General features: G+C 71.2%; 21 protein-coding genes. 6 read left to right on the plus strand and 15 right to left on the minus strand.

Going from position 1 to position 21,887, the window contains the following annotated elements:
- Positions 1 to 3 precede the first annotated feature (3 nt).
- The 5 genes from MKP15_RS09445 to MKP15_RS09465 are packed head-to-tail and all read right to left on the minus strand — an operon-like array spanning position 4 to position 2,926.
- Positions 4 to 663: a LolA-related protein gene (locus MKP15_RS09445; protein ID WP_275692528.1), complete on the minus strand. Its 660-nt coding sequence runs from the start codon at positions 661 to 663 to the stop codon at positions 4 to 6.
- Positions 605 to 1,585: an acyltransferase gene (locus tag MKP15_RS09450; protein ID WP_240212542.1), complete on the minus strand. Its 981-nt coding sequence runs from the start codon at positions 1,583 to 1,585 to the stop codon at positions 605 to 607. Before MKP15_RS09450 ends, MKP15_RS09445 begins: the two co-directional genes overlap by 59 nt.
- A complete protein-coding gene (locus MKP15_RS09455) occupies positions 1,582 to 1,878 on the minus strand; it encodes a beta-hydroxyacyl-ACP dehydratase (RefSeq protein WP_104939920.1) in 297 nt (98 codons plus the stop codon). Before MKP15_RS09455 ends, MKP15_RS09450 begins: the two co-directional genes overlap by 4 nt.
- Positions 1,879 to 1,928: 50 nt before the next feature.
- A complete protein-coding gene (locus MKP15_RS09460; protein ID WP_199776837.1) occupies positions 1,929 to 2,606 on the minus strand; it encodes a ketosynthase in 678 nt (225 codons plus the stop codon).
- A gap of 50 nt (positions 2,607 to 2,656) precedes the next feature.
- A complete protein-coding gene (locus tag MKP15_RS09465; protein WP_240212543.1) occupies positions 2,657 to 2,926 on the minus strand; it encodes a phosphopantetheine-binding protein in 270 nt (89 codons plus the stop codon).
- Between the two features lie 200 nt (positions 2,927 to 3,126).
- Here MKP15_RS09465 and MKP15_RS09470 point away from each other — a divergent pair, with 200 nt between their 5' ends.
- A complete protein-coding gene (locus MKP15_RS09470; protein WP_345778727.1) occupies positions 3,127 to 4,137 on the plus strand; it encodes a pteridine-dependent deoxygenase in 1,011 nt (336 codons plus the stop codon).
- 661 nt (positions 4,138 to 4,798) lie between these two features.
- On the opposite strand, the gene MKP15_RS09475 is transcribed toward MKP15_RS09470, so the two are convergent.
- Positions 4,799 to 6,070, minus strand: coding sequence for an AMP-binding protein (locus MKP15_RS09475; RefSeq protein WP_240212544.1), 1,272 nt, complete (start codon positions 6,068 to 6,070; stop codon positions 4,799 to 4,801).
- A gap of 283 nt (positions 6,071 to 6,353) precedes the next feature.
- Between MKP15_RS09475 and MKP15_RS09480 the strand changes: the two genes are divergently transcribed.
- The 4 genes from MKP15_RS09480 (at position 6,354) to hemF (ending at position 10,853) form a co-directional block, all read left to right on the plus strand.
- Entirely contained in the window at positions 6,354 to 8,717 is a 2,364-nt protein-coding gene (locus tag MKP15_RS09480) for a S9 family peptidase (protein WP_240212545.1), read from the plus strand.
- Between the two features lie 151 nt (positions 8,718 to 8,868).
- Positions 8,869 to 9,288 carry an NUDIX domain-containing protein gene (locus tag MKP15_RS09485; RefSeq protein ID WP_240212546.1) on the plus strand — a complete coding sequence of 140 codons (420 nt, stop codon included), beginning with the start codon at positions 8,869 to 8,871 and terminating at the stop codon, positions 9,286 to 9,288.
- Between the two features lie 43 nt (positions 9,289 to 9,331).
- Positions 9,332 to 9,910, plus strand: coding sequence for a hypothetical protein (locus MKP15_RS09490; protein WP_240212547.1), 579 nt, complete (start codon positions 9,332 to 9,334; stop codon positions 9,908 to 9,910).
- Positions 9,911 to 9,932: 22 nt separating this feature from the next.
- Positions 9,933 to 10,853 (plus strand): oxygen-dependent coproporphyrinogen oxidase, encoded by a 921-nt coding sequence (hemF, locus tag MKP15_RS09495; protein ID WP_104939925.1) that lies wholly within the window; start codon positions 9,933 to 9,935, stop codon positions 10,851 to 10,853.
- A 50-nt stretch (positions 10,854 to 10,903) separates the two neighbouring features.
- Here hemF and MKP15_RS09500 read toward each other — a convergent pair whose 3' ends face one another.
- A complete protein-coding gene (locus tag MKP15_RS09500; RefSeq protein WP_104939926.1) occupies positions 10,904 to 11,383 on the minus strand; it encodes a YetF domain-containing protein in 480 nt (159 codons plus the stop codon).
- 553 nt (positions 11,384 to 11,936) lie between these two features.
- Positions 11,937 to 14,705: a DNA polymerase I gene (gene polA / locus MKP15_RS09505; RefSeq protein WP_104939927.1), complete on the minus strand. Its 2,769-nt coding sequence runs from the start codon at positions 14,703 to 14,705 to the stop codon at positions 11,937 to 11,939.
- Positions 14,706 to 14,796: 91 nt separating this feature from the next.
- Here polA and MKP15_RS09510 point away from each other — a divergent pair, with 91 nt between their 5' ends.
- On the plus strand, positions 14,797 to 15,084 hold the full coding sequence (locus tag MKP15_RS09510) for a DUF2782 domain-containing protein (protein WP_161614598.1): 288 nt from the start codon (positions 14,797 to 14,799) through the stop codon (positions 15,082 to 15,084).
- A gap of 219 nt (positions 15,085 to 15,303) precedes the next feature.
- On the opposite strand, the gene MKP15_RS09515 is transcribed toward MKP15_RS09510, so the two are convergent.
- From MKP15_RS09515 to MKP15_RS09545, 7 genes are all read right to left on the minus strand, one after another.
- Positions 15,304 to 15,753, minus strand: a complete 450-nt coding sequence (locus MKP15_RS09515; RefSeq protein WP_161614597.1) for a universal stress protein — start codon at positions 15,751 to 15,753, stop codon at positions 15,304 to 15,306.
- A 102-nt stretch (positions 15,754 to 15,855) separates the two neighbouring features.
- Positions 15,856 to 18,045, minus strand: a complete 2,190-nt coding sequence (uvrD, locus tag MKP15_RS09520; protein ID WP_240212548.1) for a DNA helicase II — start codon at positions 18,043 to 18,045, stop codon at positions 15,856 to 15,858.
- Positions 18,046 to 18,158: 113 nt separating this feature from the next.
- The gene (locus MKP15_RS09525; protein WP_240212549.1) at positions 18,159 to 19,547 is read right to left on the minus strand and encodes an FAD/NAD(P)-binding protein; all 1,389 of its coding nucleotides are present in this window, start codon (positions 19,545 to 19,547) and stop codon (positions 18,159 to 18,161) included.
- 169 nt (positions 19,548 to 19,716) lie between these two features.
- On the minus strand, positions 19,717 to 19,884 hold the full coding sequence (rpmG, locus tag MKP15_RS09530) for a 50S ribosomal protein L33 (RefSeq protein ID WP_172675037.1): 168 nt from the start codon (positions 19,882 to 19,884) through the stop codon (positions 19,717 to 19,719).
- A 10-nt stretch (positions 19,885 to 19,894) separates the two neighbouring features.
- Positions 19,895 to 20,131 carry a 50S ribosomal protein L28 gene (gene rpmB / locus MKP15_RS09535; protein ID WP_054668347.1) on the minus strand — a complete coding sequence of 79 codons (237 nt, stop codon included), beginning with the start codon at positions 20,129 to 20,131 and terminating at the stop codon, positions 19,895 to 19,897.
- A 215-nt stretch (positions 20,132 to 20,346) separates the two neighbouring features.
- Positions 20,347 to 21,033, minus strand: coding sequence for a hypothetical protein (locus tag MKP15_RS09540; protein ID WP_240212550.1), 687 nt, complete (start codon positions 21,031 to 21,033; stop codon positions 20,347 to 20,349).
- A 58-nt stretch (positions 21,034 to 21,091) separates the two neighbouring features.
- Positions 21,092 to 21,724, minus strand: coding sequence for a cation transporter (locus MKP15_RS09545; RefSeq protein ID WP_240212551.1), 633 nt, complete (start codon positions 21,722 to 21,724; stop codon positions 21,092 to 21,094).
- Positions 21,725 to 21,887 lie beyond the last annotated feature (163 nt).

Here is a 21,887-nt window from a genome sequence, read left to right on the forward strand (position 1 = left end):
GCTTCAACGCCGGCTCCCGTCCAGGCCGGCCGCGGCAGCGCCGTCGTGCGCGCCGTCATGGCACAGCGTGGCCAGCGCATCGGCCCGGCGCACGCGGTCGGCGGCCGTGGCCGCGGCGCCCAGCAGGGTGCGCTGCAGTTCGCCCCGTGCCGGTTGCGTTTCGATGCAGCGCAGCTCGCCCTCGCGCCCACGCAGCGTCACCGCGCGTACCCGCGCCGCCAGCGCCGGTGCCGTGGGCGTGAGCACCAGTTGCCAGCGCTGCGCGGTACCCGATGCCTGCAGGCGATAGGCCTGCTCCAGCGCGGCCAGGTCGCCGGACAGCAGCGCACCGAAGCTGGCCTGCAGGTCCGACAACTCGGGCACCCGCTGCAGCGAAAACACCCGCGGCGGCTTGCCGGCGCGGGCGATGCTGACCTTGCCGTCGGCGATGGTGGTGGTTTCGGCGTAGGGCACGCGCACTTCGCGTACCAGCGTAGCCGGGTCCGGGCGGCGGTACTGGCCTTCCACCCGCAGCGGCTCCTTCAGCAGCGCCGAACCGCGCAGTTCCACGAAGCCGGTCTGGCTGGGCACCGGTTGCGCCAGCCGGCGCAGGATCCAGCCGGCATCAACGTCGGCCGCCAGCGCCGGCGCGCTGCTGCACGCGGCCAGGAGCACCGCCACCATCCAGCGGCGCGGGGAGTGAGGCTTGGGAATGCCAGAAATCATAGAAGTTGAACCAGTTCCAGGGGGCGCCGCGCAGGTGGTGTTCGAGCCTGCCGGCATAACGGTGAACCAGCGCCGACAGCGCCTCGGCCCGCTGCGCGCGGGGTACGTCGACCGCCGTGGCGAACGGCTCGAACAGCAGATCGTAGCGGTTGCCGCCGCGGTACAGGCCGAAGGCCAGCATCACCGGTGCCTTGAGTACGCTGGCGATCAGCCACGGTGCGGTCGGGAACGGTGCCGGCGCGCCCAGCAGCGGCGCGGCCAGCGCGGTTTCGCCCGGCCGCGCGCGGTCCACCAGCAGCGCCACCATGGCCCCTTCCTGCAGTGCCTGCTGGATCGCAAGCACCACCGCGGGCCCGCCCTGCCCGGCATCGATGATGCCCGCGGCCAGGCCGGGGTCGAGCTCGGCCAGCAGTTCGGTGATGGCGGCATTGTGGCCGCGGTCCAGCAGCACGCGCAGTTTCAGGTCCGGCCGCTGCCGGCCCAGCGCGCGCAGCGCGTCGAAGCTGCCCAGGTGCGAGCCGAACAACAGCACGCCGCGGCCTTCGTCCAGTTGCGCAAGCAGCTCGCCGGTGCCTTCGGTGCGGATATCGAACAGGTCCATGCGCCCGCCGAGCAGGAATACCCGGTCGAGAATGGTCGCGGCGAAAGTGTGGATATGGCGCGCCACGTCGCGCAGCCGGGCGCGGCGGCCCAGCACGCGGCCGAGGTAGGCGCGCGAGGCGCGGCGCTCGCTGGCGCGTACCAGCAGGAAGTAGCCGGTGATCGGGTACAGGCAGAGCCGGGCGATGCCACGCCCGCCGTGGCGGGCGATGGCCGCGATCAGGCGGACCGCGGCGCGGCCACCGCCCTCGGGACGGCGCTTCCAGTCGGCATCGCTCATGCCGCCGGCCCGTCGCCGGCCACCAGTTCGCCGCGCGCAAGCAGCGCGTCGCCACGCCACACCCGGAACTTCCAGTGCGGCGCTGCGCCGTCCAGTTCGATCCGCGCGACCTGCCCGGGCAACAGCGGCGCCATGAACTTCACCTGCGGCAGGCGCAGCGCGCCCAGCGGTTCCCCGGCCGCGGCCTCGGCCGCGCGCAGGACCTGTTCCAGCACCACCACGCCCGGCACCAGCGGCCGCCCCGGGAAATGGCCGGGCAGGCAGGGATGGTCGGGATGGATGCTGAACTGCATGGCGGGGCGTGCGGCGGCGGGGGCCACAGGATACCCGCGGCCCCGCCGGTTCAGCGCAGCAGGTCGCGCCAGAACGCCGGGCCCAGCTGCCCCATCTGGCGCACGAACTGGCCGGCGCTGCGGTACGGCCGGTGCGGGAACAACCGGCAGCGCAGCGCGTACTCGGCGACGAAGAAGCCGCCGATCAGGCCCCAATCGGCGACGTTCGCCCACCACGACCATTGCGCGTGGCTCAACGGCCAGCGCGGCTGGTGGCCGAACGCGGCCAGCAGGCCGTCGGGCACCGCGCTCATCGCCAGCGCCAGGTTGATCGCCGCCAGCAGCGCCAGCAGCAGCGCCCAGGCCGCGGTCAGGCGCCGCGCATAGCGTTGCAGCCGTGGCTCCACCGGCACCCCGGCGCGCGCGTGCAGCGCCTGCACGATGCGGGTGATCAACGGCACCCGGCCGGCCCGCAGCGAACGCGCGAAGCCCCAGGCCACCAGCAGCGGGAACACCACCGGTGGCGCCAGCAGCAGCATCCACGCCCACGGCGAGCGCCCCAACCAGGCCAGCAGCAGCGCCGATGCAAGCAGCGCGGCCCATGCCAGCGGCCGGCGACGTCCGAGTGCGTCGAGCAGGCACAGCAGCACCAGCCCGAACAGCGCCAGCGCCGCCCAGCCGCCCTCGCTGCGCAGGCTGGCCACGTGCGACAGCACCGGGTAGGACAGCAGCAACGCGATCCGCAGCAGGTGGGCGGCCGCCCCGGGGCCGGGCGCATGGCCGGCGTGGTTCATGGCGTTCAGGTGGTGCGGTGCGCCTGCACGTGCGCGGACAGCGCGCGCAGCGAGGCGAAGATGCGGCGGTTGTCGTCGTTGTCCGAACGCAGCTGGAAGCCGTAGCGCTTGCCGATGGCCAGCGCCAGCTCCAGCGCGTCGATCGAATCCAGGCCCAGTCCGTCGTTGAACAGCGCCGCCTCCGGGTCGATCGACGCAGAGTCCACGTCTTCCAGGTTCAGGCTCTCGACCAGCAGTTCGGCCAGCTCGCGCTCGGCCTCGGTTTGTTGCGACATTGCCACTTCCATGAAGAGATTGATGCGCAACGATCCGGTATCACCGCCCGCGGCGCAACCATGGCCCTCACCGCGCGCGCGGTATCATGGCGGTTTCTGCAGCACCGATCCGCCCGCACGATGACGTCCCTGCTCCCCTGCCCCGCTTCCGCTCCCCCGCCCGCCCGCGCTGCCGGCCGCCCTGGTCGCCGGAGCGCGCGATGAACGCGGTATCCGGCTTCGCGCCCGCGGCCGGGCTGGAGGTGGACTACGCCGACCCGGCGCGGCTGCCCGCGCTGCTGGCCGACCCCCGGGTGCTGGCGGTGTTCGGCTTCCAGGCCGGCGACGGCGCCCCGGCCAGCGACGACCCGCGCTACCTGCAGGTCGGCCTGCAACCGGAAGGCGAACCACGGCTGGAGGTCTGGCGCAGCGCCGGCACGGTGCACAGCGGCCGCGAGGCCGACGGCCTGGCCTGGGCCAGCGACGGCGCGCTGATGTTCGGCGCGCTGCAGATCGACGAAGTCCGCCACGGCGGCATCCTGGAAGCCGGCGCGCACGCCTATGCCCGGCTGCTGTCGTCATTGCCCCGGCAGGGCTATCCGCACCTGCTGCGGATCTGGAACTACCTGGACGCGATCACCGAGGGCGAGGGCGACGACGAGCGCTACCGCCAGTTCTGCGTGGGCCGCGCACGCGGCATCGGCACCATCGACCCCGGCACCCTGCCGGCGGCCACCGCCATCGGCCGCCTCGACGGCGTGCGCGTGCTGCAGGTCTACTGGCTGGCCGCGCGCGTGCCGGGCACGCCGCTGGAGAACCCGCGCCAGGTCAGCGCCTGGCGCTACCCGCGGCAGTACGGCCCGCAGTCGCCCAGCTTCGCCCGCGGCATGCTGGCCGCGCCGGGCAGCAGCGTGCCGCTGCTGCTGTCGGGCACCGCCAGCGTGGTCGGCCACGCCACCCTGCACGGCGAGGACACGCTGCGGCAGCTGGAGGAGACGTTCGCCAATCTCGACGCGCTGGTGGGCACCGCGCGCGCGCGCCTGCCGTCCCTGCCGGCGCATTTCGGCGCGGGCAGCCGGCTGAAGGTGTACGTGCGCGACGCGGCGGAGATCCCGGCGATACGGCAGGCGCTGGCGCGGCATCTGCCGCCGGAGGTGGCGTACATCGTGCTGCACGCCGAAGTGTGCCGGCGCGACCTGCGGGTGGAGATCGACGGGGTACACGGCGCCTGACCGCGGCTGCGGTAGCCGTTGCCGTTGCTCCCCGCTTTTGACTGCCGGGTCCCCTTCCGAAGCGACGGAGCCGGCGGGAATAACCCAGAGGGCGACGCGCATGGACGCGCGTCGTTTTTCTACGCGACAGGGATGTCGCGTAGAAAAATCCCGCCGGCGGAGTGGACCCGGCGCGCGTAGCGCGGCGGGCGCGTAGGCAGGGGCGTGTTTCTTTTGGCTACCTTTTCTTTGCACGAGCAAAGAAAAGTAGCTCGCGCCCCGAAGGGGAGCGAAAGCCTTTGATCCTGCTCCTGCCCTTGCTGTGCATCCCTTGGAGGTCTGTGTCAAAGCGATAGGCAGAGCCGGAGCCAACCATTAAGCGGAAGCTTGAAAGCAGAGCGTTCGCCCCTGCTTCGCAGGAGCGAGTTACTTCTCTTTGCTCGTGCAAAGAGAAGTAACCAAGAGAAAGCACGCCCTGCCTACGCGCCCACGGCACTGCGTGCCGCGGGTCCACTCCGCCGGCGGGATTTTTCTACGCGACATCCATGTCGCGTAGAAAAACGACGCACATCCATGTGCGTCGCCCTCCGGGTTTTTCCCGCCGGCTCCGTCGCTGCGGAAGGGAACCCGGAAGTCAAATGCGGGGAGCAACGGCAAAATCACGGCAACGGCAACCGCAGAACTATTCCCCGCCGCGCAGCAACGCCAGCACCGCATCTCTGGGCAACTTCCCCGTCTCGTTGCGCGGCAGGCACGCCACCCGGCGCAACGGCCGCGGCAGGAACACCGGGTCCATGCCCGCGCGCAGTTCGCGCAGGATGTCCGCCTCCTCACGCTCCGGTGCCACCACCAGCGCCGCAATGCGCCCCACCGCCTGGCCCGGCTCCGGGTCCAGCTGCACCATCACCGCGTCGCGCACCCCGGGCACCGCCTGCAGGCGCCGCGTCAGGTCGCCCAGCGACGCGCGCTTGCCGGCGATCTCCAGCAGGTCCGCGCGACGGCCGCGCAGCAGGAAGCGGTCGTGCGGCAGCGGCTCGACCAGATCGGCCAGCAGCACCGGCTCGGCCAGGTGCGGTGCATGCACCCGGGTGCCGTCGTCGCGCGGCTCCAGGCGCACGCCCGGCAGCAGCGTCCAGGCCTGTTCACGGGCGGTGCGGCGGCGGGCGAAGATGCAGGTCTCGGTGGACCCGAACACCTCGCGCACTTCCGTGGCGAAACGCGCTTCGGCCGCGGCGGCCAGCGGCTGCGGCAGCGGCGCGGTGGCGGTGACGATGCCGGCCAGCGGCGGCAGCGCCACGCCCGATTCGACCAGTGCCTTCAGGTGCACCGGCGTGGTGACCAGCAGCCGCGGCGCGGGCACTTCGGCCAGCGCCTGCGCCACGTCCTGCGGGAAGAACGGGCGGCCGGCATGCAGCATCGCCGGCGCCAGCAGCGGCAGCAGCACCGACATTTCCATGCCGTACATGTGCTGCGGCGGCACCGTGGCGACCACCGACGGCATGCGCTCGCCCCACAGGTCGCCCAGCGCCTGCAGGTTCTGCGCGGTGCTGGTGACGAACGCGCCCCAGGTCTTGGGGTTGGCCGCCGGCGCGCCGGTGCTGCCCGAGGTGAAGCCGATGGCGACCAGCTGCGCCGCATCCAGCAACGGAACCTCGCCCGGCAGCCGTGGCAGCACCTCCGGCAACGCGAACCAGCCCGCCGGCAGCGGATCCGGAGCGGTGTCGCCCAGGCACCAGGCCTGCTCGTGGCGCCGCTGCACGTCGTCCACCACCGCCGGCGCGCGCGAGGGCGGCAGCAGGTTGACCTGGCCACGCAGGGCGATGGCGCAGAAACCGACCAGGAAACGGTAGCGGTCCTCGCACAGGTTGACCGCGTGGCGCCCCGGCGGCAGCAGTGCCGCCACCCCGCGCACATGCGCGAGGAACGTATCCAGGTCGATCGTCGCGGCGGCCATCGCCAGTGGTCGCGCGCGGGCGCCGGTGGCGAGGGGATGCAGGCAGCGGGAAATCGGATGGGCAGCGGGCACGCGGGACGACCTTCGGGAAAAACCGCCGCGCAACGGAGGTCGCGGCCGGCGCCCAGCATAGCCGCTGGCGGAAGCCGCACAAACGCGGGCGCGGCGGAGCGCGGGCGCGCAGGGCCCGGGCGCGGTCTGCGCGCCCGTCCATGACCTGTGGCCCAGCCCTGCGGCGGGGCGGGCTGCTAGGCTTTGCCGGTTTTCTCCACCGGTGCCCGCGATGTCCAGATTCCTGCCCCTGTCCCTGTTGCTGCTGGCCGCCGCCGGCGGTGTCCACGCCGCGCCCACGCCGATCACCATCGAGCAGGCGATGGCCGACCCGGACTGGATCGGGCCGCCGGTGGAATCGGCCTGGTGGTCGTGGAACGGCCAGCAGGTCGAGTACACGCTCAAGCGCAAGGGCAGCCCGGTACGCGACACCTTCCGCCAGGCGGTCGACGGCGGCGCGGCGCAGCAGGTTGCCGACGACCAGCGCGGCACGCTGGACGCGGCCACCCGCGTGTATGACCGCCAGCGCCAGCGCATGGCCTTCGTGCGCAACGGCGACGTGTTCGTGCGCGACCTGCGCAGCGGCGCGCTGACCCAGCTCACGCGTGGCAACGAGCGCGCCGCGGGCGTGGATTTCGCCACCGACGGCGGCGTGATCTGGAGCGTCGGCAACACCTGGTACCACTGGAACGCGGGCAGCGGCGCCATCGCCGTGGTCGCCCAGCTCAAGGCCGAGAAGAACCCCGCCGATGCGCCCAAGGCCGACGTGCTGCGCGACCAGCAGATGCGCACGCTGGAGACCCTGCGCCGCGACCGCGCCCAGCGCGAAGCGCTGCGCGAGCAGGGCGAGCGCTGGCGCCAGGCCGATCCGACCCGCGCCCCGGGCCCGCTTTACCTGGGCGCGGACGTGGAGATCGTGGACAGCGCGCTGTCGCCCGATGCCACCCACCTGATCGTGGTGACCAAGCCGAAGAACTTCGAAGACGGCCGCGGCGGCAAGATGCCGCTGTACGTCACCGAATCCGGCTACGAGGAGACCGAGGACACCCGCACCCGGGTCGGCCGCAACGGCTTCGCCCCACACGCGCTGTGGCTGGCCGACGCCCGCACCGGCCAGGTACGGCCGCTGGCACTGGACGCGCTGCCCGGCATCGGCAGCGACCCGCTGGCCGCGCTGCGCAAGGCCGCCGGCAAGGAGCCGCTCAAGGGCAACCGCAGCGTGCAGGTGATGGGCGACTTCATGGGCGGCGGCATCCGCTGGAGCGCCGACGGCAGGCAGGCGGCGGTGATGCTGCGCGCCAACGACAACAAGGACCGCTGGATCGTCAGCGTCGGCGACGACGGCCGCCTGCAGAACCGCCACCGGCTCACCGACCCGGGCTGGATCAACTGGGGCTTCAACGATTTCGGCTGGATGGCCGACGGCCGCACGCTGTGGCTGCTGTCCGAGGAGTCTGGCTTCTCGCACCTGTATACCCAGGCCGGCAGCGACAGGCCGCGCGCGCTCACCAGCGGCAAATGGGAGTCCTCGGCGCCGGTGCCCTCGGCCGACGGCAAGGGCTTCTACGTGCTGTGCAACCCGCAGGCACCGCACGACTACGAGGTGTGCGGCGTCGACGTCGCCAGCGGCCAGGTGCGCGAACTGACCGATCTCAACGGCGTGGAGGACTTCTCGCTCTCGCCCGACGGCCAGCAGCTGCTGGTGCGCTACTCCGGCGCCTACCTGCCGCCCCAGCTGGCGGTGGTGCCGGCCGCGGGCGGCAGCGCGCGCGTGCTCACCGACACCCGCAGCGCCGAGTTCAAGGCGCGGCAGTGGATCCAGCCGCAGCTGGTGGCGGTGCCGTCGAAGCACGGCGCCGGCGTGGTCTGGGCCAAGTACTATGGCCCCGCGCAGAAGGAGCCGGGCAGGAAGTACCCGGTGGTGATGTTCGTGCACGGCGCCGGCTACCTGCAGAACGTGCACCAGCGCTACCCCGCCTACTTCCGCGAACAGATGTTCCACAACCTGCTGGTGCAGAAGGGCTACATCGTGCTGGACATGGACTACCGCGGCAGCGAGGGCTACGGCCGCGACTGGCGCACCGCGATCTACCGCAACATGGGCCACCCCGAGCTGGAGGACTACCTGGACGGCCTGGACTGGCTGGTGGAGACCCAGCAGGGCGACCGCGACCGCGCCGGCATCTACGGCGGCTCCTATGGCGGCTTCATGACCTTCATGGCGCTGTACCGCGCGCCGGGCACGTTCAAGGCCGGCGCCGCACTGCGCCCGGTCGGCGACTGGCACCAGTACAACCACGGCTACACCAGCAACATCCTCAACACCCCGGACATCGATCCGGAGGCCTACCGCGTGTCCTCGCCGATCGAGTACGCCGAAGGCCTGCAGGACCACCTGCTGATCGCCCACGGCATGATGGACGACAACGTGTTCTTCCAGGACTCGGTCAACATGACCCAGCGCCTGATCGAGCTGCACAAGGACAACTGGTCGATCGCGCCGTACCCGCTGGAACGCCACGGCTACACCCGCGCCGATTCCTGGCTGGACCAGTACAAGCGCATCCTCAAGTTGTTCGAGGAAACGCTGAAGTGAGCACCCGGCAGGGGCGGCCCGGCGCCGCCCCTGCGCGGTGCGCCGCCTTTCCGGTGGCACCGGCGCGCCGCCGCCTCGTGGCCTGGGCGACGGCGTCCACGACACCGGGTACCGCCGCGGGCAGGCCACGCCGCGCGGCGGATTCCAGCCGATGACCTCCCCCATCCGCATCGTTACCGCGGTGATCCTGGACCGCGCCGGCCGCGTGCTGGTGGTGCGCAAGCGGGGTTCGCGCGCCTTCATCCAGCCCGGCGGCAAGCGCGAGGCCGGCGAACAGGCGCTGCACACGCTGGCGCGCGAACTGCGCGAGGAACTGGGCGTGGCGCTGCGCGCCGGCGGCGCGCACGCGCTGGGCACCTTCGAGGACGACGCGGTCAACGAACCCGGGCGGCGCGTGCAGGGCGAATCGTTCCTGGTGCAGGTGGACGGCACGCCGCGCGCGCGCGCCGAGATCGCCGAGCTGGCCTGGATTCCGCTGCATCCGCCGCATGGCGTGGTGCTGGCGCCGCTGAGCGAACGCCATGTACTGCCGGCGGCGCGGCGCTGGCTGGGGGCTGGGCAAGCCGGCTGAAGCCGGCGATAGTGCCCGCCACCGCAACCGACAGCGCCTCCGCGTGATCCCATCCACTCCCCCGCCGCTCCGCCGCGCGTCGCAGACCGCCGCCGGCTTCGTCGACGTCACCGCCCGGCTGTCGCTGGCGATGGCGGTACTGTCCATCGGCTGGAGCCTGCTGCAGCTGCTGCTGGTGGCCCTGCTCGGCCGGCTCGACCCGTTGGGCTGGCTCGAGCGGCAGGGCCTGCCGGTGCCGGCGGCGCTGCACTGGGCCGCACAGCACGCGCTGTCGCTCAGCGTGCTGATGCTGCTGTTGTCCGTGGCCCTGCTCGCGGTGTCGTGGGCGCTGCTGCGCCACCACGAATGGGGACGGATCGGCTTCATCGTGTTCCTGGTCGTGGTGGCCCTGGCCAACTTCGCCATGCTGCCGCTGGTCGACGGCCTGTTCACGGCGATGCAGGCGGTGCTGCCACCGGGCTTCCACGACTCGGCCGACGGCCGCCATGCGATGGCGCAGATGCAGGCCAGCCGCTGGACCGCGCTGCTCAGCGCCGGCGCCACGGCGCTGGCGTTCGCCGGCCTGCACGCCTGGCTGGTGGTCAAACTGTGCCGCGACGAGGTCCGCGCGCTGTTCCGCTGAACGCCTGCGCTACAGTACGCGCATGGACGATTTCGAACGCGTACGCGACTACCTCACCGGCCTGCAGGACCGCATCTGCCAGGCCATCGAATCCGCCGACGGCCGGGCCCGTTTCGTCGAAGACCGCTGGCAGCGCGCCGACGCCGGCGGCTCCGCGCCGCTGCTGGGCGGCGGTGGCCGCACCCGGGTCCTGCGCGATGGCGCGGTGTTCGAGCAGGCCGGCATCGGCTTCTCCGACGTGTCCGGCACGCGCCTGCCGCCGTCGGCCTCGGCGCACCGCCCGGAACTGGCCGGCGCGTCGTGGCGCGCCTGCGGCGTGTCGCTGGTGTTCCATCCGCTCAATCCCTACCTGCCCACCACCCACGCCAACGTGCGCTACTTCCAGGCCGAGCGCGACGGCAAGGCGGTCGCGGCCTGGTTCGGCGGCGGCTTCGACCTGACCCCGTTCTATCCGTTCGACGAGGACGTGCGCCACTGGCACCAGGTGGCGCATGATCTGTGCGCGCCGTTCGGCGCCGAGCGCTACCACGCGCACAAGCGCTGGTGCGACGAGTACTTCTTCCTCAAGCACCGCAACGAGACCCGTGGCGTCGGCGGCCTGTTCTTCGACGACCTGCAGGGCGATTTCGAGCGCGATTTCGCCTATATGCGCGCCGTGGGCGACGGCTTCCTCGATGCCTACCTGCCGATCGTGGCGCGCCGCAGGGACACCGCGTATGGCGAGCGCGAACGCGAGTTCCAGCTGTACCGCCGCGGCCGCTACGTGGAATTCAACCTGGTCTACGACCGCGGCACGCTGTTCGGCCTGCAGAGCGGCGGCCGCAGCGAGAGCATCCTGATGAGCCTGCCACCGCGCGTGCGCTGGGAGTACGGCTACCAGCCCGAAGCCGGCAGCGACGAGGCGCGGCTGGCCGGCTACCTGGTCCCGCGCGACTGGCTGTAACGGCCGCGGCCCCGCGCCGGCACCGACCGGCGCACGCGGCCATGGCCGGGTCAGTCGCGGCGGCGCGGCACGATGGTGATGTGGCCATTGGTTTCCAGCAGCGCCAGCTCGACCTCATCGACGCCACGGCATCCCTGCTGGCGCATCGCCGCGTCGAAGTCGGCGTGGGTGATCAGTTCGCGGCGCAGCACCGAATCCAGCAGGCGGCCATCGCGCGCGATCAATACCGGTTCGCCTTCCACCAGCCGCTCAACCCGGCGGCTGCGGGTGGTGAGCCAGCCCACCGCGTAGTTGATGGTGATCAGCGTCGCGGCCAGCAACAGGCCACCGGCAAGCGAGGTGTCCTGGCCGAGCAGCGCGTTCTGCACGGCGTTGCCCAGCAGCACGATCAACAGCACGTCGAACGGCGTGATCTGCCCCAGCGCGCGCTTGCCGGTCAGCCGCACCATTCCCAGCACCACGACGTAGACCACCACCGCGCGCAGGATGAACTCCCACCACGGCATCGCCAGCGCGAACATGTCCGACATCGGCCCACCCCCCTTTCTGTCTGTGCGGCCATGATGCCCAGACCACCGCACCGGTGCACGCTGGACATGGCTGCGCGGGGCGCGGCCGGCACAAAAAAAAGCCCCGCCGACCAGGGGGGGGTCGACGGGGCTCGAGGAGCGGCGATTTGGGGAGGAATCCCCGCTCCGAGATCTGCTCCAGGGGATGGGAGAGATCCGCGACAGGCGTTGCACCTGTCACGGGCTATATGACCATCGCGCACATTGATGGTTCGTGAAGAGCGGCTATTTATTTCCGGACGATTAAGGAGGGATTCATCCGCAAAACAAGGTGTGCGCCATTACCCATTACGTGCGTGACGCAACGTTTCAGAAGTGGCATTTCGCACGTCGATCCATCGACAATCCGTGCTGCATTCCGCAATTGCAGCGGCAGGCATCACCAAATCCACTGGATGCCATTGGCAACACGAATACAGGTGAAGCCGCGACGCCAGCGCGGCGTGTGGCCAGCGCCCGGCAGCGGCCCCGCGCGGCGGCGCGACAGGCGTGAGCCGTGGCGCCGCCCGCACGCCTAGTGGGCCTGGTCCCAGTTGTCGCCCACACCGGTATCGACCACCAGCGGCACCCGCAGCTGCGCCGCGGCGGCCATGCGCGATTCCACCTCCGCGCGCAGCGTGTCGATGAAGTCCGCATCGGCCTCGAACACCAGTTCGTCGTGCACCTGCAGGATCATCTGCGCGCGTTCGCGGTGCGCGGCGAGCCAGCCATCCACGCTGACCATCGCGCGCTTGATGATGTCCGCGGCGGTACCCTGCATCGGCGCATTGATCGCCGCGCGCTCGGCGCCGGCGCGCAGGCCCTGGTTGCGCGCGTGGATGTCGTTCAGGTACAGGCGGCGGCCGAACAGGGTCTCCACGTAGCCCTGCTCGCGCGCCTGCACGCGCATGCGCTCCATGAAATCACGCACCGCCGGGTAACGGCTGAAGTACAGCGCCACGTAATCCTGTGCCTGGCCGCGGTCGATGCCCAGGTTCTTGGCCAGGCCGAACGCGCTCATGCCGTACATCAGGCCGAAGTTGATCGCCTTGGCGGCGCGGCGCTCGTTCGCGGTGACATCCTCCAGCGCGCGCCCGAACACTTCGGCGGCGGTGGCGCGGTGCACGTCCACGCCCTGCTCGAAGGCGCGGATCAGGCCCGGGTCTTCGGACAGGTGGGCCATGATGCGCAGCTCGATCTGCGAGTAGTCGCAGGCCATCAGCCGGCGCCCCGGCGGCGCGACGAACGCCCTGCGGATGCGGCGGCCGTCGTCGGTGCGGATCGGGATGTTCTGCAGGTTGGGATCGGACGAGGACAACCGCCCGGTGGCCGCGCCGGACTGGTGGTAGCTGGTGTGCACGCGGCCGGTGTCGGGGTTGACCATCTCCGGCAGCTTGTCGGTGTAGGTGCTGCGCAGCTTGGCCAGGCCGCGGTACTCCAGGATCACCCGCGGCAGCTCGTGCTGCTCGGCGATGGCTTCCAGCGCCTCCTCGTTGGTGCTGGGCTGGCCCTTGGGCGTCTTCACCAGCGCCGGCAGGCCCAGCTCGTCGAACAGCACCGCCTGCAGCTGCTTGGGCGAATCGAGGTTGAAGCTGCGCCCGGCCAGTTCGGTGGCCTTCTGCTGCGCGGCCAGCATGCGCGCCGACAGGTCCGCGCTCTGCCGCCGCAGCTCGGCGGCATCGATGCACACGCCGTTGGCCTCGATGCGCGCCAGCACCGGCACCAGCGGCATCTCGATCTCGCGGTAGACCTTTTCCAGCGCCGGCTCGGCGGCCAGCTGCGGCGCCAGCACGCGGTGCAGGCGCAGGGTGATGTCGGCATCCTCGGCGGCGTACTGGCCAGCCTCTTCGATGCCGACCTGCGAGAACGGGATCTGCCTGGCGCCCTTGCCGGCCACGTCCTCGAACTTGGTGGTGGTGTAGCCCAGGTAGCGATGCGCCAGCGAATCCATGTCGTGGCGGGTGGCGGTGGAGTTGAGCACGAAGCTCTCCAGCATGGTGTCGTCGGCGTAGCCGCGCACCTCCACGCCGTGGCGGCGCAGCACGTGGATGTCGTACTTGCCGTGCTGGCCGAGCTTGCGCCTGGCCGGGTCCTCGAGCAGCGGCCGCAGTGCGTCGAGCACGCGCGCCAGCGGCAGCTGCGCCGGCGCGCCCGGGTAGTCGTGGCCGACCGGGATGTAGGCGCCCGTGCCCGGCTCGACCGCCAGGCTCACGCCGACCAGCCGCGCGCGCATGGCATCCAGCGCATCGGTTTCGGTATCGAAGGCGAATTCGGCGGCGGCCTGCAGGCGTTCGACCCAGGCCCGCAGCTGTTCGTCGGTGAACACGGTTTCGTACTCGCCCTTGCCGGCCAGCGCCGGGTCCGCGGCGACGGCGGGCGCCGCCTCGGCGGACCGGGCGAAGCCGGCGGCGGTACCGCGCAGGCTGACCCTGGCCTCGTCGGCGGCGGCCGGCGCGGCGACGCCGCCCAGCTCGCGCAGCGCCTGGGTGAAGCCGTAGCGGCCATACAGCTCGCGCAGGCTGTCCACATGCTGCTCGCGCAGGCGCAGGTCGCGCGGGCCCTGTTCCAGCGCCACGTCGGTGCGGATGGTGACCAGCTCGCGGTTGAGCGGCAGCCGCGGCAGCGCGGCGCGCAGGTTCTCGCCGATCTTGCCCTTCATGGTGGCCGCGGCGGCCATCACGCCGTCCAGGTCGTTGTACTCGGCCAGCCATTTGGCGGCGGTCTTGGGCCCGCACTTGTCCACGCCGGGCACGTTGTCCACGGCATCGCCCATCAGCGCCAGGTAATCGACGATCTGGTCGGCGCGCACGCCGAACTTGTCCATCACCGCGGCATCGGAATCGGTACGGCTGCCGGTCATGGTGTTGACCAGGATCACCCCCGGGCGCACCAGCTGGGCGAAGTCCTTGTCGCCGGTGGAGATGGTCACCTCCAGGCCGTCGGCGGCGCCGGCCAGGGCCAGGGTGCCGATCACGTCGTCGGCCTCCACCCCGGGCACGCGCAGGATGTCGATGCCCAGCGCGTGCACGATGTCGCACATCGGCTGCACCTGCGCGCGCAGGTCGTCGGGCATCGGCGGGCGGTTGGCCTTGTACTCGGCGTACAGGTCGTCGCGGAAGGTCTTGCCGGGGGCGTCGACCACGAAGGCCACGTAGTCGGGCTTTTCCTTCAGCGTGGCCCGCAGCATGTTGACCACGCCGAACAGCGCGCCGGTGGGTTCGCCGGCGGCATTGGACAGCGGCGGCAACGCGTGGAACGCGCGGTACAGGTAACTGGACCCGTCGATCAGGACTAATCTGCTCATCCGGCGATTCTACGCGGCCGGCCCACGACGACGCGCGCGCCCGCCGCAGGCAGGCATAATCACCCGGACACCGATGCGAGGAGCCGCCGTCATGAAACACCTGCTGCTGATCCCCCTGCTCGCCCTGGCCGGTTGCGCCAGCATGGGTCGGGACGCCGATGCGCCGCCGGTGGACGTGACCGGCGCCGATGTCACCCGCCGCAGCCTCGACAACGGCGACACCATCGAGGAGTACCGCGTCGGCAGCCAGCTGCGCATGGTCAAGGTCACCCCCGCGCGGGGGGCACCGTTCTACCTCTACGACCGCAATGGCGACGGCCGCATGGACAACGACAAGGACGGCGTGTCGCCGGTCTACTGGAAGCTGTACAGCTGGTGATGCCGGGGTGGCTGCCGCGACGGCGGCCAGCCAGCCCCGCCACAGCCTGGGCGCCGCCCGGCGGCGACCCCGCGCTCATCACCCCGGCCATCAAAGAAAAGCCCCCTTCGGCAACGATGGCGATGAAGGGGGTACGCTGAAAAAGGGAAAGCGACGGCCGCAGGCCGCCACCGGGACGCCGCGGGGGACGTCCCGGGCCGGGCAGGCGCAGGGCCTGCCTCAGCGGATCACCAGCACCGGTACCCTGCTGCGCGCCAGCACTTCGGCGGTCTGGCTGCCGAGCAGCACCCGGGTCATGCCGCGGCGGCCATGCGAGGTCATCACCAGCAGGTCGCTGCCGCAGGCATCGGCGGTCTCGATGATGCCGTCGGCGGCATAGCGGTCGAGTACGTGGTGGCCGGTCACCTCGGCCACGCCGGCGGCGCGCGCGGCGTCCAGCGACGGCTGCAGGATCTTCTGCGCCGCGGCCTCGCGGTCCTGCTTGTACTCCGGGCTGGCTTCGTAGCCGGCGCTCCAGCCCATGGCGTCGTACATGCCCACCGCCCACGGCTCGGACACGGTGACGATGTCGACCTTGGCGCCGAGCTGCGCCGCCAGTTCCAGGCCCTTCTGCAGGCCCTTCATGGCCAGCTCGGAACCATCGGTCGCGATCAGGATGCGCTTGTACATGGCGGTATTCCTCGGCAAGGGTGGCAGGCGAGCATTACACACCCGATGCCACCGGCGTGCATTGAGCCTGATCAAACCGCCCCGCCCGGGCCGGGCCGCGGCCTAGAGCACGTTCAGGTTGGCGTAGGCCATCACCAGCCACTTGCTGCCGGCCTCGGCGAACTCCACCTGCACCCGCGCATGCGCGCCGCTGCCCTCGTAGTCGGTGACCACGCCCTCGCCGAACTTGGGGTGGCTGACGCTGGCGCCCAGGCGGATCGCCGGGGCCTCCAGCGCGGCATGGCCGGCCACCCGGCTGCTGCCGAGCGAGGCCGGGCGCGAGACCTGCACCCTGGGCCGTACTTCGTGCAACAGCTCGCGCGGGATCTCGCGCAGGAACCGCGACGGCAGGCTGTAGTTGTCCTGGCCGTGGATGCGGCGCGACTCGGCGTAGCCCAGCACCAGCTTGTGCCGGGCGCGGGTGATGCCGACGTAGGCCAGCCGGCGCTCTTCCTCCAGCCGGCCGCTTTCCTCCAGCGAGCGCGCGCCCGGGAACAGCCCTTCCTCCAGCCCGGCCAGGAACACCAGCGGGAACTCCAGGCCCTTGGCCGAATGCAGGGTCATCAGCTGCACCCCGTCCTCGCCGGCCTGGGCCTGGCCTTCGCCGGCCTCCAGCGAGGCGTAGGACAGGAAGGCCACCAGCTCGCTCATGTCGGCGGCGCCCTCTTCGTCCTGGTCGCGCTGGACGAAGCGCGAGGCCACCGAGACCAGTTCGTCGAGGTTGTCGCTGCGCGATTCGGAGTCGAGCGTGTTGCGGCTCTCCTTGCTCCAGTGTTCGCGCAGCGCCGAACGCACCAGCACGTGGTCGATGCGCTCGGCCAGGGTCATCTGCGCGGTTTCGGCGCCGATCTGCTGGACCAGGTTGAGGAAGCCGGCAAGCGCGTTCTTCGCGCGCGCCGCGAGGTCGTTGCCCTGGGTGGCGAGCATCGCCGCCTCCCACAGCGACAGCGACTGCGCGCGCGCGATGCGCCGCACCTCGTCCAGGGTACGCTCGCCGATGCCACGCGCCGGCGTGTTCACCGCGCGCTCGAACGCGGCGTCGTCGTTGCGGTTGGTCAGCAGCCGCAGGTAGGCCAGCGCGTCCTTGACCTCGGCGCGCTCGAAGAAGCGCATGCCGCCGTACACGCGGTACGGCACCTGCTCGGACAGCAGCGCCTCTTCGAAGGCACGCGACTGCGCGTTGCTGCGGTAGAGCACGGCGATGTCGCCGTAGCTGCCGCCGTCACGCACCCATTGCCGCGCGCGCTCCACCAGGTAGCGCGCCTCGTCCATCTCGTTGTAGGCGGCGTACAGGTCGATCGGCTCGCCGTCGCCGCTGTCGGTCCACAGCTGCTTGCCGATGCGGTCCGGGTTGTGGGCGATGACCGCGTTGGCGGCATTGAGGATGTTGGCGCTGGAGCGGTAGTTCTGCTCCAGGCGGATGGTCTGCGCGCCCGGGAAATCCTTGAGGAAGCGCTGCACGTTCTCGACCTTGGCGCCGCGCCAGCCGTAGATCGCCTGGTCGTCGTCGCCGACCACGAACACGTGGCCCGAATCACCGGCCAGCACCCGCACGAAGGCGTACTGGATGGCATTGGTGTCCTGGAATTCGTCGACCAGGATCTCGCCGAAGCGCGCGCGGTAGTGCGCCAGCAGCGCCGGGTTGTCGCGCAGCAGTTCGTGCGCGCGCAGCAGCAGTTCGGCGAAGTCGACCAGGCCGGCGCGGTCGCAGCGCGCCTGGTATTCGGTGTAGGCCTGGCGCATGGTTTCCAGCCACGCATCGTGCGGCTCGGGCTGGATGTGCTGCGGCCGGCGGCCCTCGTCCTTCTGCTCGTTGATCCACCAGGCAATCTGCTTGGGCGGGTGCTTGCCGTCGTCGATCTCCAGCGCCTGCACCACGCGCTTGACCAGCCGCAACTGGTCGTCCGAATCCATCACCTGGAACGCTTCGGGCAGCCTGGCGTCGGCCCAGTGCAGGCGCAGCAGGCGGTGCGCCAGGCCGTGGAAGGTGCCGATCCACATGCCGCGCGCGCCGTTGCGCAGCTGCAGGTCGATGCGGTGGCGCATCTCGCCGGCGGCCTTGTTGGTGAAGGTCACCGCGAAGATGCCGTGGGTCGGCACGCCGTGCACTTCATTGAGCCAGGCGATGCGGTGGGTAAGCACGCGGGTCTTGCCGGAGCCGGCGCCAGCGAGGATCAGGTAGTGGCCGGGAGCAGCGGAAACGGCCTCGCGCTGGGCCGGGTTCAGCCCGTCGAGCAGGTGGGAAACATCCATCCCAGCATTTTAGGGCGTAGCGTGGCCAAAAGCCGAGAAACCGCAGGCGCCGGCACCCTGCGTGGCCGGGCCGGGGCGAGGAATGCCCGGCCCGGCGGGGTCCACCGCCGCGTTCATGCCTGCGGCGGCAACAGCCTCGCGGCCGCCTGCGCGGCCTGGCCGCGCAGTTCCGGGATGGCCAGGCTCTCCCACAACCGGCCGATACGCAGGCTGCCGACCACCTGTATGCGCGGCTCGGCCACGCCATCGGCGTCGAGCAGGCTGCCATCGTCCGCGCTGTCCAGGCCGATGCCGTGCGGCCCCGGGCGCGCGATGCCGCTGCCCAGCAGCTGCTGCAGCAGCGGATTGCGCATGGCCTGCGCGCGCATCTCCACGCCGGTGGCGTTGACCACGCAGTGCGCGTCGATCTGGAACGGCTGCCGCCGCGGGTCGAGCGCGCCCAGGCGCACGCAGGCGCCTTCGGCGATGGCGGTTTCCAGGCGCCCGCGGTGCAGGTGCAGGCGCCCCTGCCGGCGCAGCTCCAGCAGCTGCGCATGCACCGGCGCGGCGATGCGGTGCCGGTGCACGTCCCAGTAGCGCACCACGTGGCGCAGGAAACGGCGCTGGTCATCGAAGGACAGCGACTGCCACAGCGCCTGCCCCAGCGGGCGGATGCGTTCCATCACGCTCTGCCAGGGGATGCCGCGGCGCGCCGCGTCGGCGGCATGCCGGCGCAGCGCGCGCATGCGCTGGCGCAGGCCCATCGCCAGCAACGGCTCGGGATCGTAGTCGGCGGCCGCGCCGCTGGCGTGCGGCAGCGGCAGCAGCGCGTGGCGCGAGAGCACGTGCACCTGCCCGCGGTGCCCGGACGCCGCGAGCGAGGCCACGCAATCGGCCATGCTCAGCCCGGAGCCGACGATGGCCACGTCGGCGCTGGCGGCGACATCCTGCACCGCGTCGTAGTCCCAGGCCTCGATGCGCTTGCCCGGCGGCACCGCGCCGGCGCCGCGCGCCGGCAGCGGCCGCAGCGCGTTGCCGCTGCACAGCGCCACCGCGGCGGCCCGCAACGGCGGGCCCGCGTCCAGCTGCAGCAGCAGCCCGTCGGCGTGGCGCTGCAGGGCGTGGACCCGCGCGGCGCGCACGTCCAGCCGCGCCGGGCTGGCGTCCACCGCCTCCTGCAGGCGCTGCCGCAGATAGGAGGCGTAGTGGTGGCGGGCGACGAAGGCCTGCGCCAGCGCGTCGCGGCCGGTGCCCGGCAGGGCCTCGTGCGCGACCAGGTAATCGAGGAAATCGTCGGGCCGGTCCGGGAAGCCGCTCATCTTGCCGGCCGGCACGTTGAGCAGGTGTTCGGGACGACGGGTGGCGTAGGCCACGCCGCGGCCGAGCGGGAGCTGCGGTTCGACAAGCACCACGCGCAGCTCGCCGCGCGCGCCACGCAGCACGCCGATCGCGGTGAGCACGCCGGCGGCGCCACCGCCGATGATGGCGATGTCGCAGGTCTGCATCGGGTCGGGAACGGTCATGCGCCGATTGTAGGCGATGCGCCCGGCGCGGCATGATGCCGCCGCCGCATGTGCTGATGGAGCATGCTGATGGCGCCGCGCATGCCCCGGAAACAACGAACCCGCCTTGCGGCGGGTCCGGTGTGGAACGGCGATCCAGGCAATCCGTGCGGATTACTTGCCGTGCGGATTACTTGATCTTGCCTTCCTTGTACATCACGTGCTTACGGACCACCGGGTCATACTTCAGGAATTCCATCTTCCCGGGGGTGTTCTTCTTGTTCTTGTCCGTGGTGTAGAAGTGGCCGGTACCGGCCGAGGAAATCATACGGACCTTGTCGCGCTTGCCTGCCATGATGGTTTACTCCTCAGACCTTTTCGCCGCGCGCACGCAGCTCAGCCAGAACGGAATCGATGCCGTTCTTGTCGATGGTGCGCAGTGCATGCGCGGAAACACGAAGCTTGACCCAGCGGTTCTCGCTGGCGACCCAGAAACGACGCTCGTGCAGGTTCGGCTGGAAACGACGACGGGTCTTGTTGTTGGCATGCGAGACGTTGTTACCCGTCTGCACCTTCTTGCCGGAAACTTGGCAAACTCGGGACATTGCGCACCTCGGTAATGTCGGTTGTCTCTTCCTTGGCCAGGAAGAGGGCGGCCCCGGCGGTTGCCCGCCACGTGTCATGGGAATCAAAGGGTTACGCTGACGAGGGTGGGCGGATGACACGTTCCCGGCCACCGATCCGGAGGTTTCCGGACACAGCGAGCCGGCAATTATGCCGGGCCAAGGCCCCGAGTGCAAACCGCCGGCCGCGGCCGGCCCTACCGGGGCGCGAAATCCAGGCTCCGGCGCCAGCGCAGCGGCGTGGTGGCCCGGCCCGGGTCCGGCGGAAACAGGCTCAGGTAGCCGGCGGCGATGGCACGGCCGCGCAGGCGTTCGCCCACGCCTTCGGCCACTTCGACCTCCACATGGGTGACCTTGCCCTGCGGATCGACGTCCATCGCCCAGACCAGCCGCCCCCCCCATTGTTCCGGGGCGATCGAGGCATCGTAGTTCGGGCGGCCGGCGACATAGGGAACGTCGCGCTGCTGGAACAAGGGCGAGTCCTCCAGCCGTGGATCGACACGGATCGTCGCGGTGTTGCTGCCACCGTCGCCGAGGACCGCATGCGCGGTCCAGTCTCCCGGCCGGCCACCGCTGCCCAGGTCGGCCCGGTAGCAGCGCTTGCTGCCGCGGTAGTCGTCATGACGCTGCAGGGACACCCGCTTGCCGTCGGCATCGCGCAACTCCAGTTGCAGGCCGCCGGCATCGCCGCTCGCGGCAGTGCCGGCCACACAGATCTGGTGCGCGTGATCGCCGGTCATGACGAACTGCCGGGTCTGCTGGCGGGCAAGCGCGTCAGCCGGGGTCCTGGACCACAGGAACTCGATGTAGATGCCGCTGTCCTGCGCGGCGGCCGGGCCGCACAGCGACAACAGCAAGGGCACGACAAGCTGGCGCGATCGCATGGGTCCGCTCCCTGGAGATACCGCCGGACTCTAGCCAACCCGGCAGGTGCGGATCAAATCAGGACGCGCGCGCCCGCGCGCCACGCAGCTCACGCCAGGCCGTGCGCGCCACCTTCCAGGCCGAGCGCAGGAACAGCAGCAGCAAGGCCACCGCGATCAGCAGGTCCGGCCAGCCGGCACCGAACGCCCACACCGCCAGCGCGGCCAGGATCACCGCGCCGCCTTCGTAGGCGTCATTCAACGAGCATGCCCAGGCCGATGCCAGGTTGATGTCGCCCTGGCGATAGGGCCACAACAGGCGCAGGCACAGCAGGTTGGCGGCCAGGTTCAGCAGCGCGGCGATGCCCATGCTCTCGAACAACGGCAGGTGCGGATGGCCCAGCTTCCAGCCGATGCCCACGGCCACCGCGATGGCCGCGCCCAGGATGAAGGTCGCCTTGAGCAGGGCGACCCTCGCCTTGGCGGCGAGGCCGGCACCCACCACCGCCAGGCTCAACGCGTAGGTCAGCGCGTCGCCCAGGTTGTCCAGGCTGCCGGACAGCAGCGACGCCGAACCGCTGTGCCAGGCCGCGGCCATCATCATCACGAAGGTCAGCAGGTTGATCACCAGCACCCACACCAGCACACGCCGCTGGCGTGCCTGCATGCGCCCGACCTCCAGGGTCCGGCCACAGCCGCAACAGTCGCTCATTCCGGTTCCAGACACGATGCCAGGGCCGATTTTCCCACCGGCGGGCACGGCTTGCAGCGCACCCCCCAGCGCAACGTCCCCGGGCCCCCCCCCGGGGGGGGGGCCGGGGGGGGGGGGGGCGCCCCGGCCCGGCCCCCCCCGGGTCAACCCCCGCCACCCCCAC

The sequence above is a fragment of the Stenotrophomonas sp. Y6 genome (genome assembly GCF_022436665.1).
Taxonomy (GTDB): domain Bacteria; phylum Pseudomonadota; class Gammaproteobacteria; order Xanthomonadales; family Xanthomonadaceae; genus Stenotrophomonas; species Stenotrophomonas acidaminiphila_A.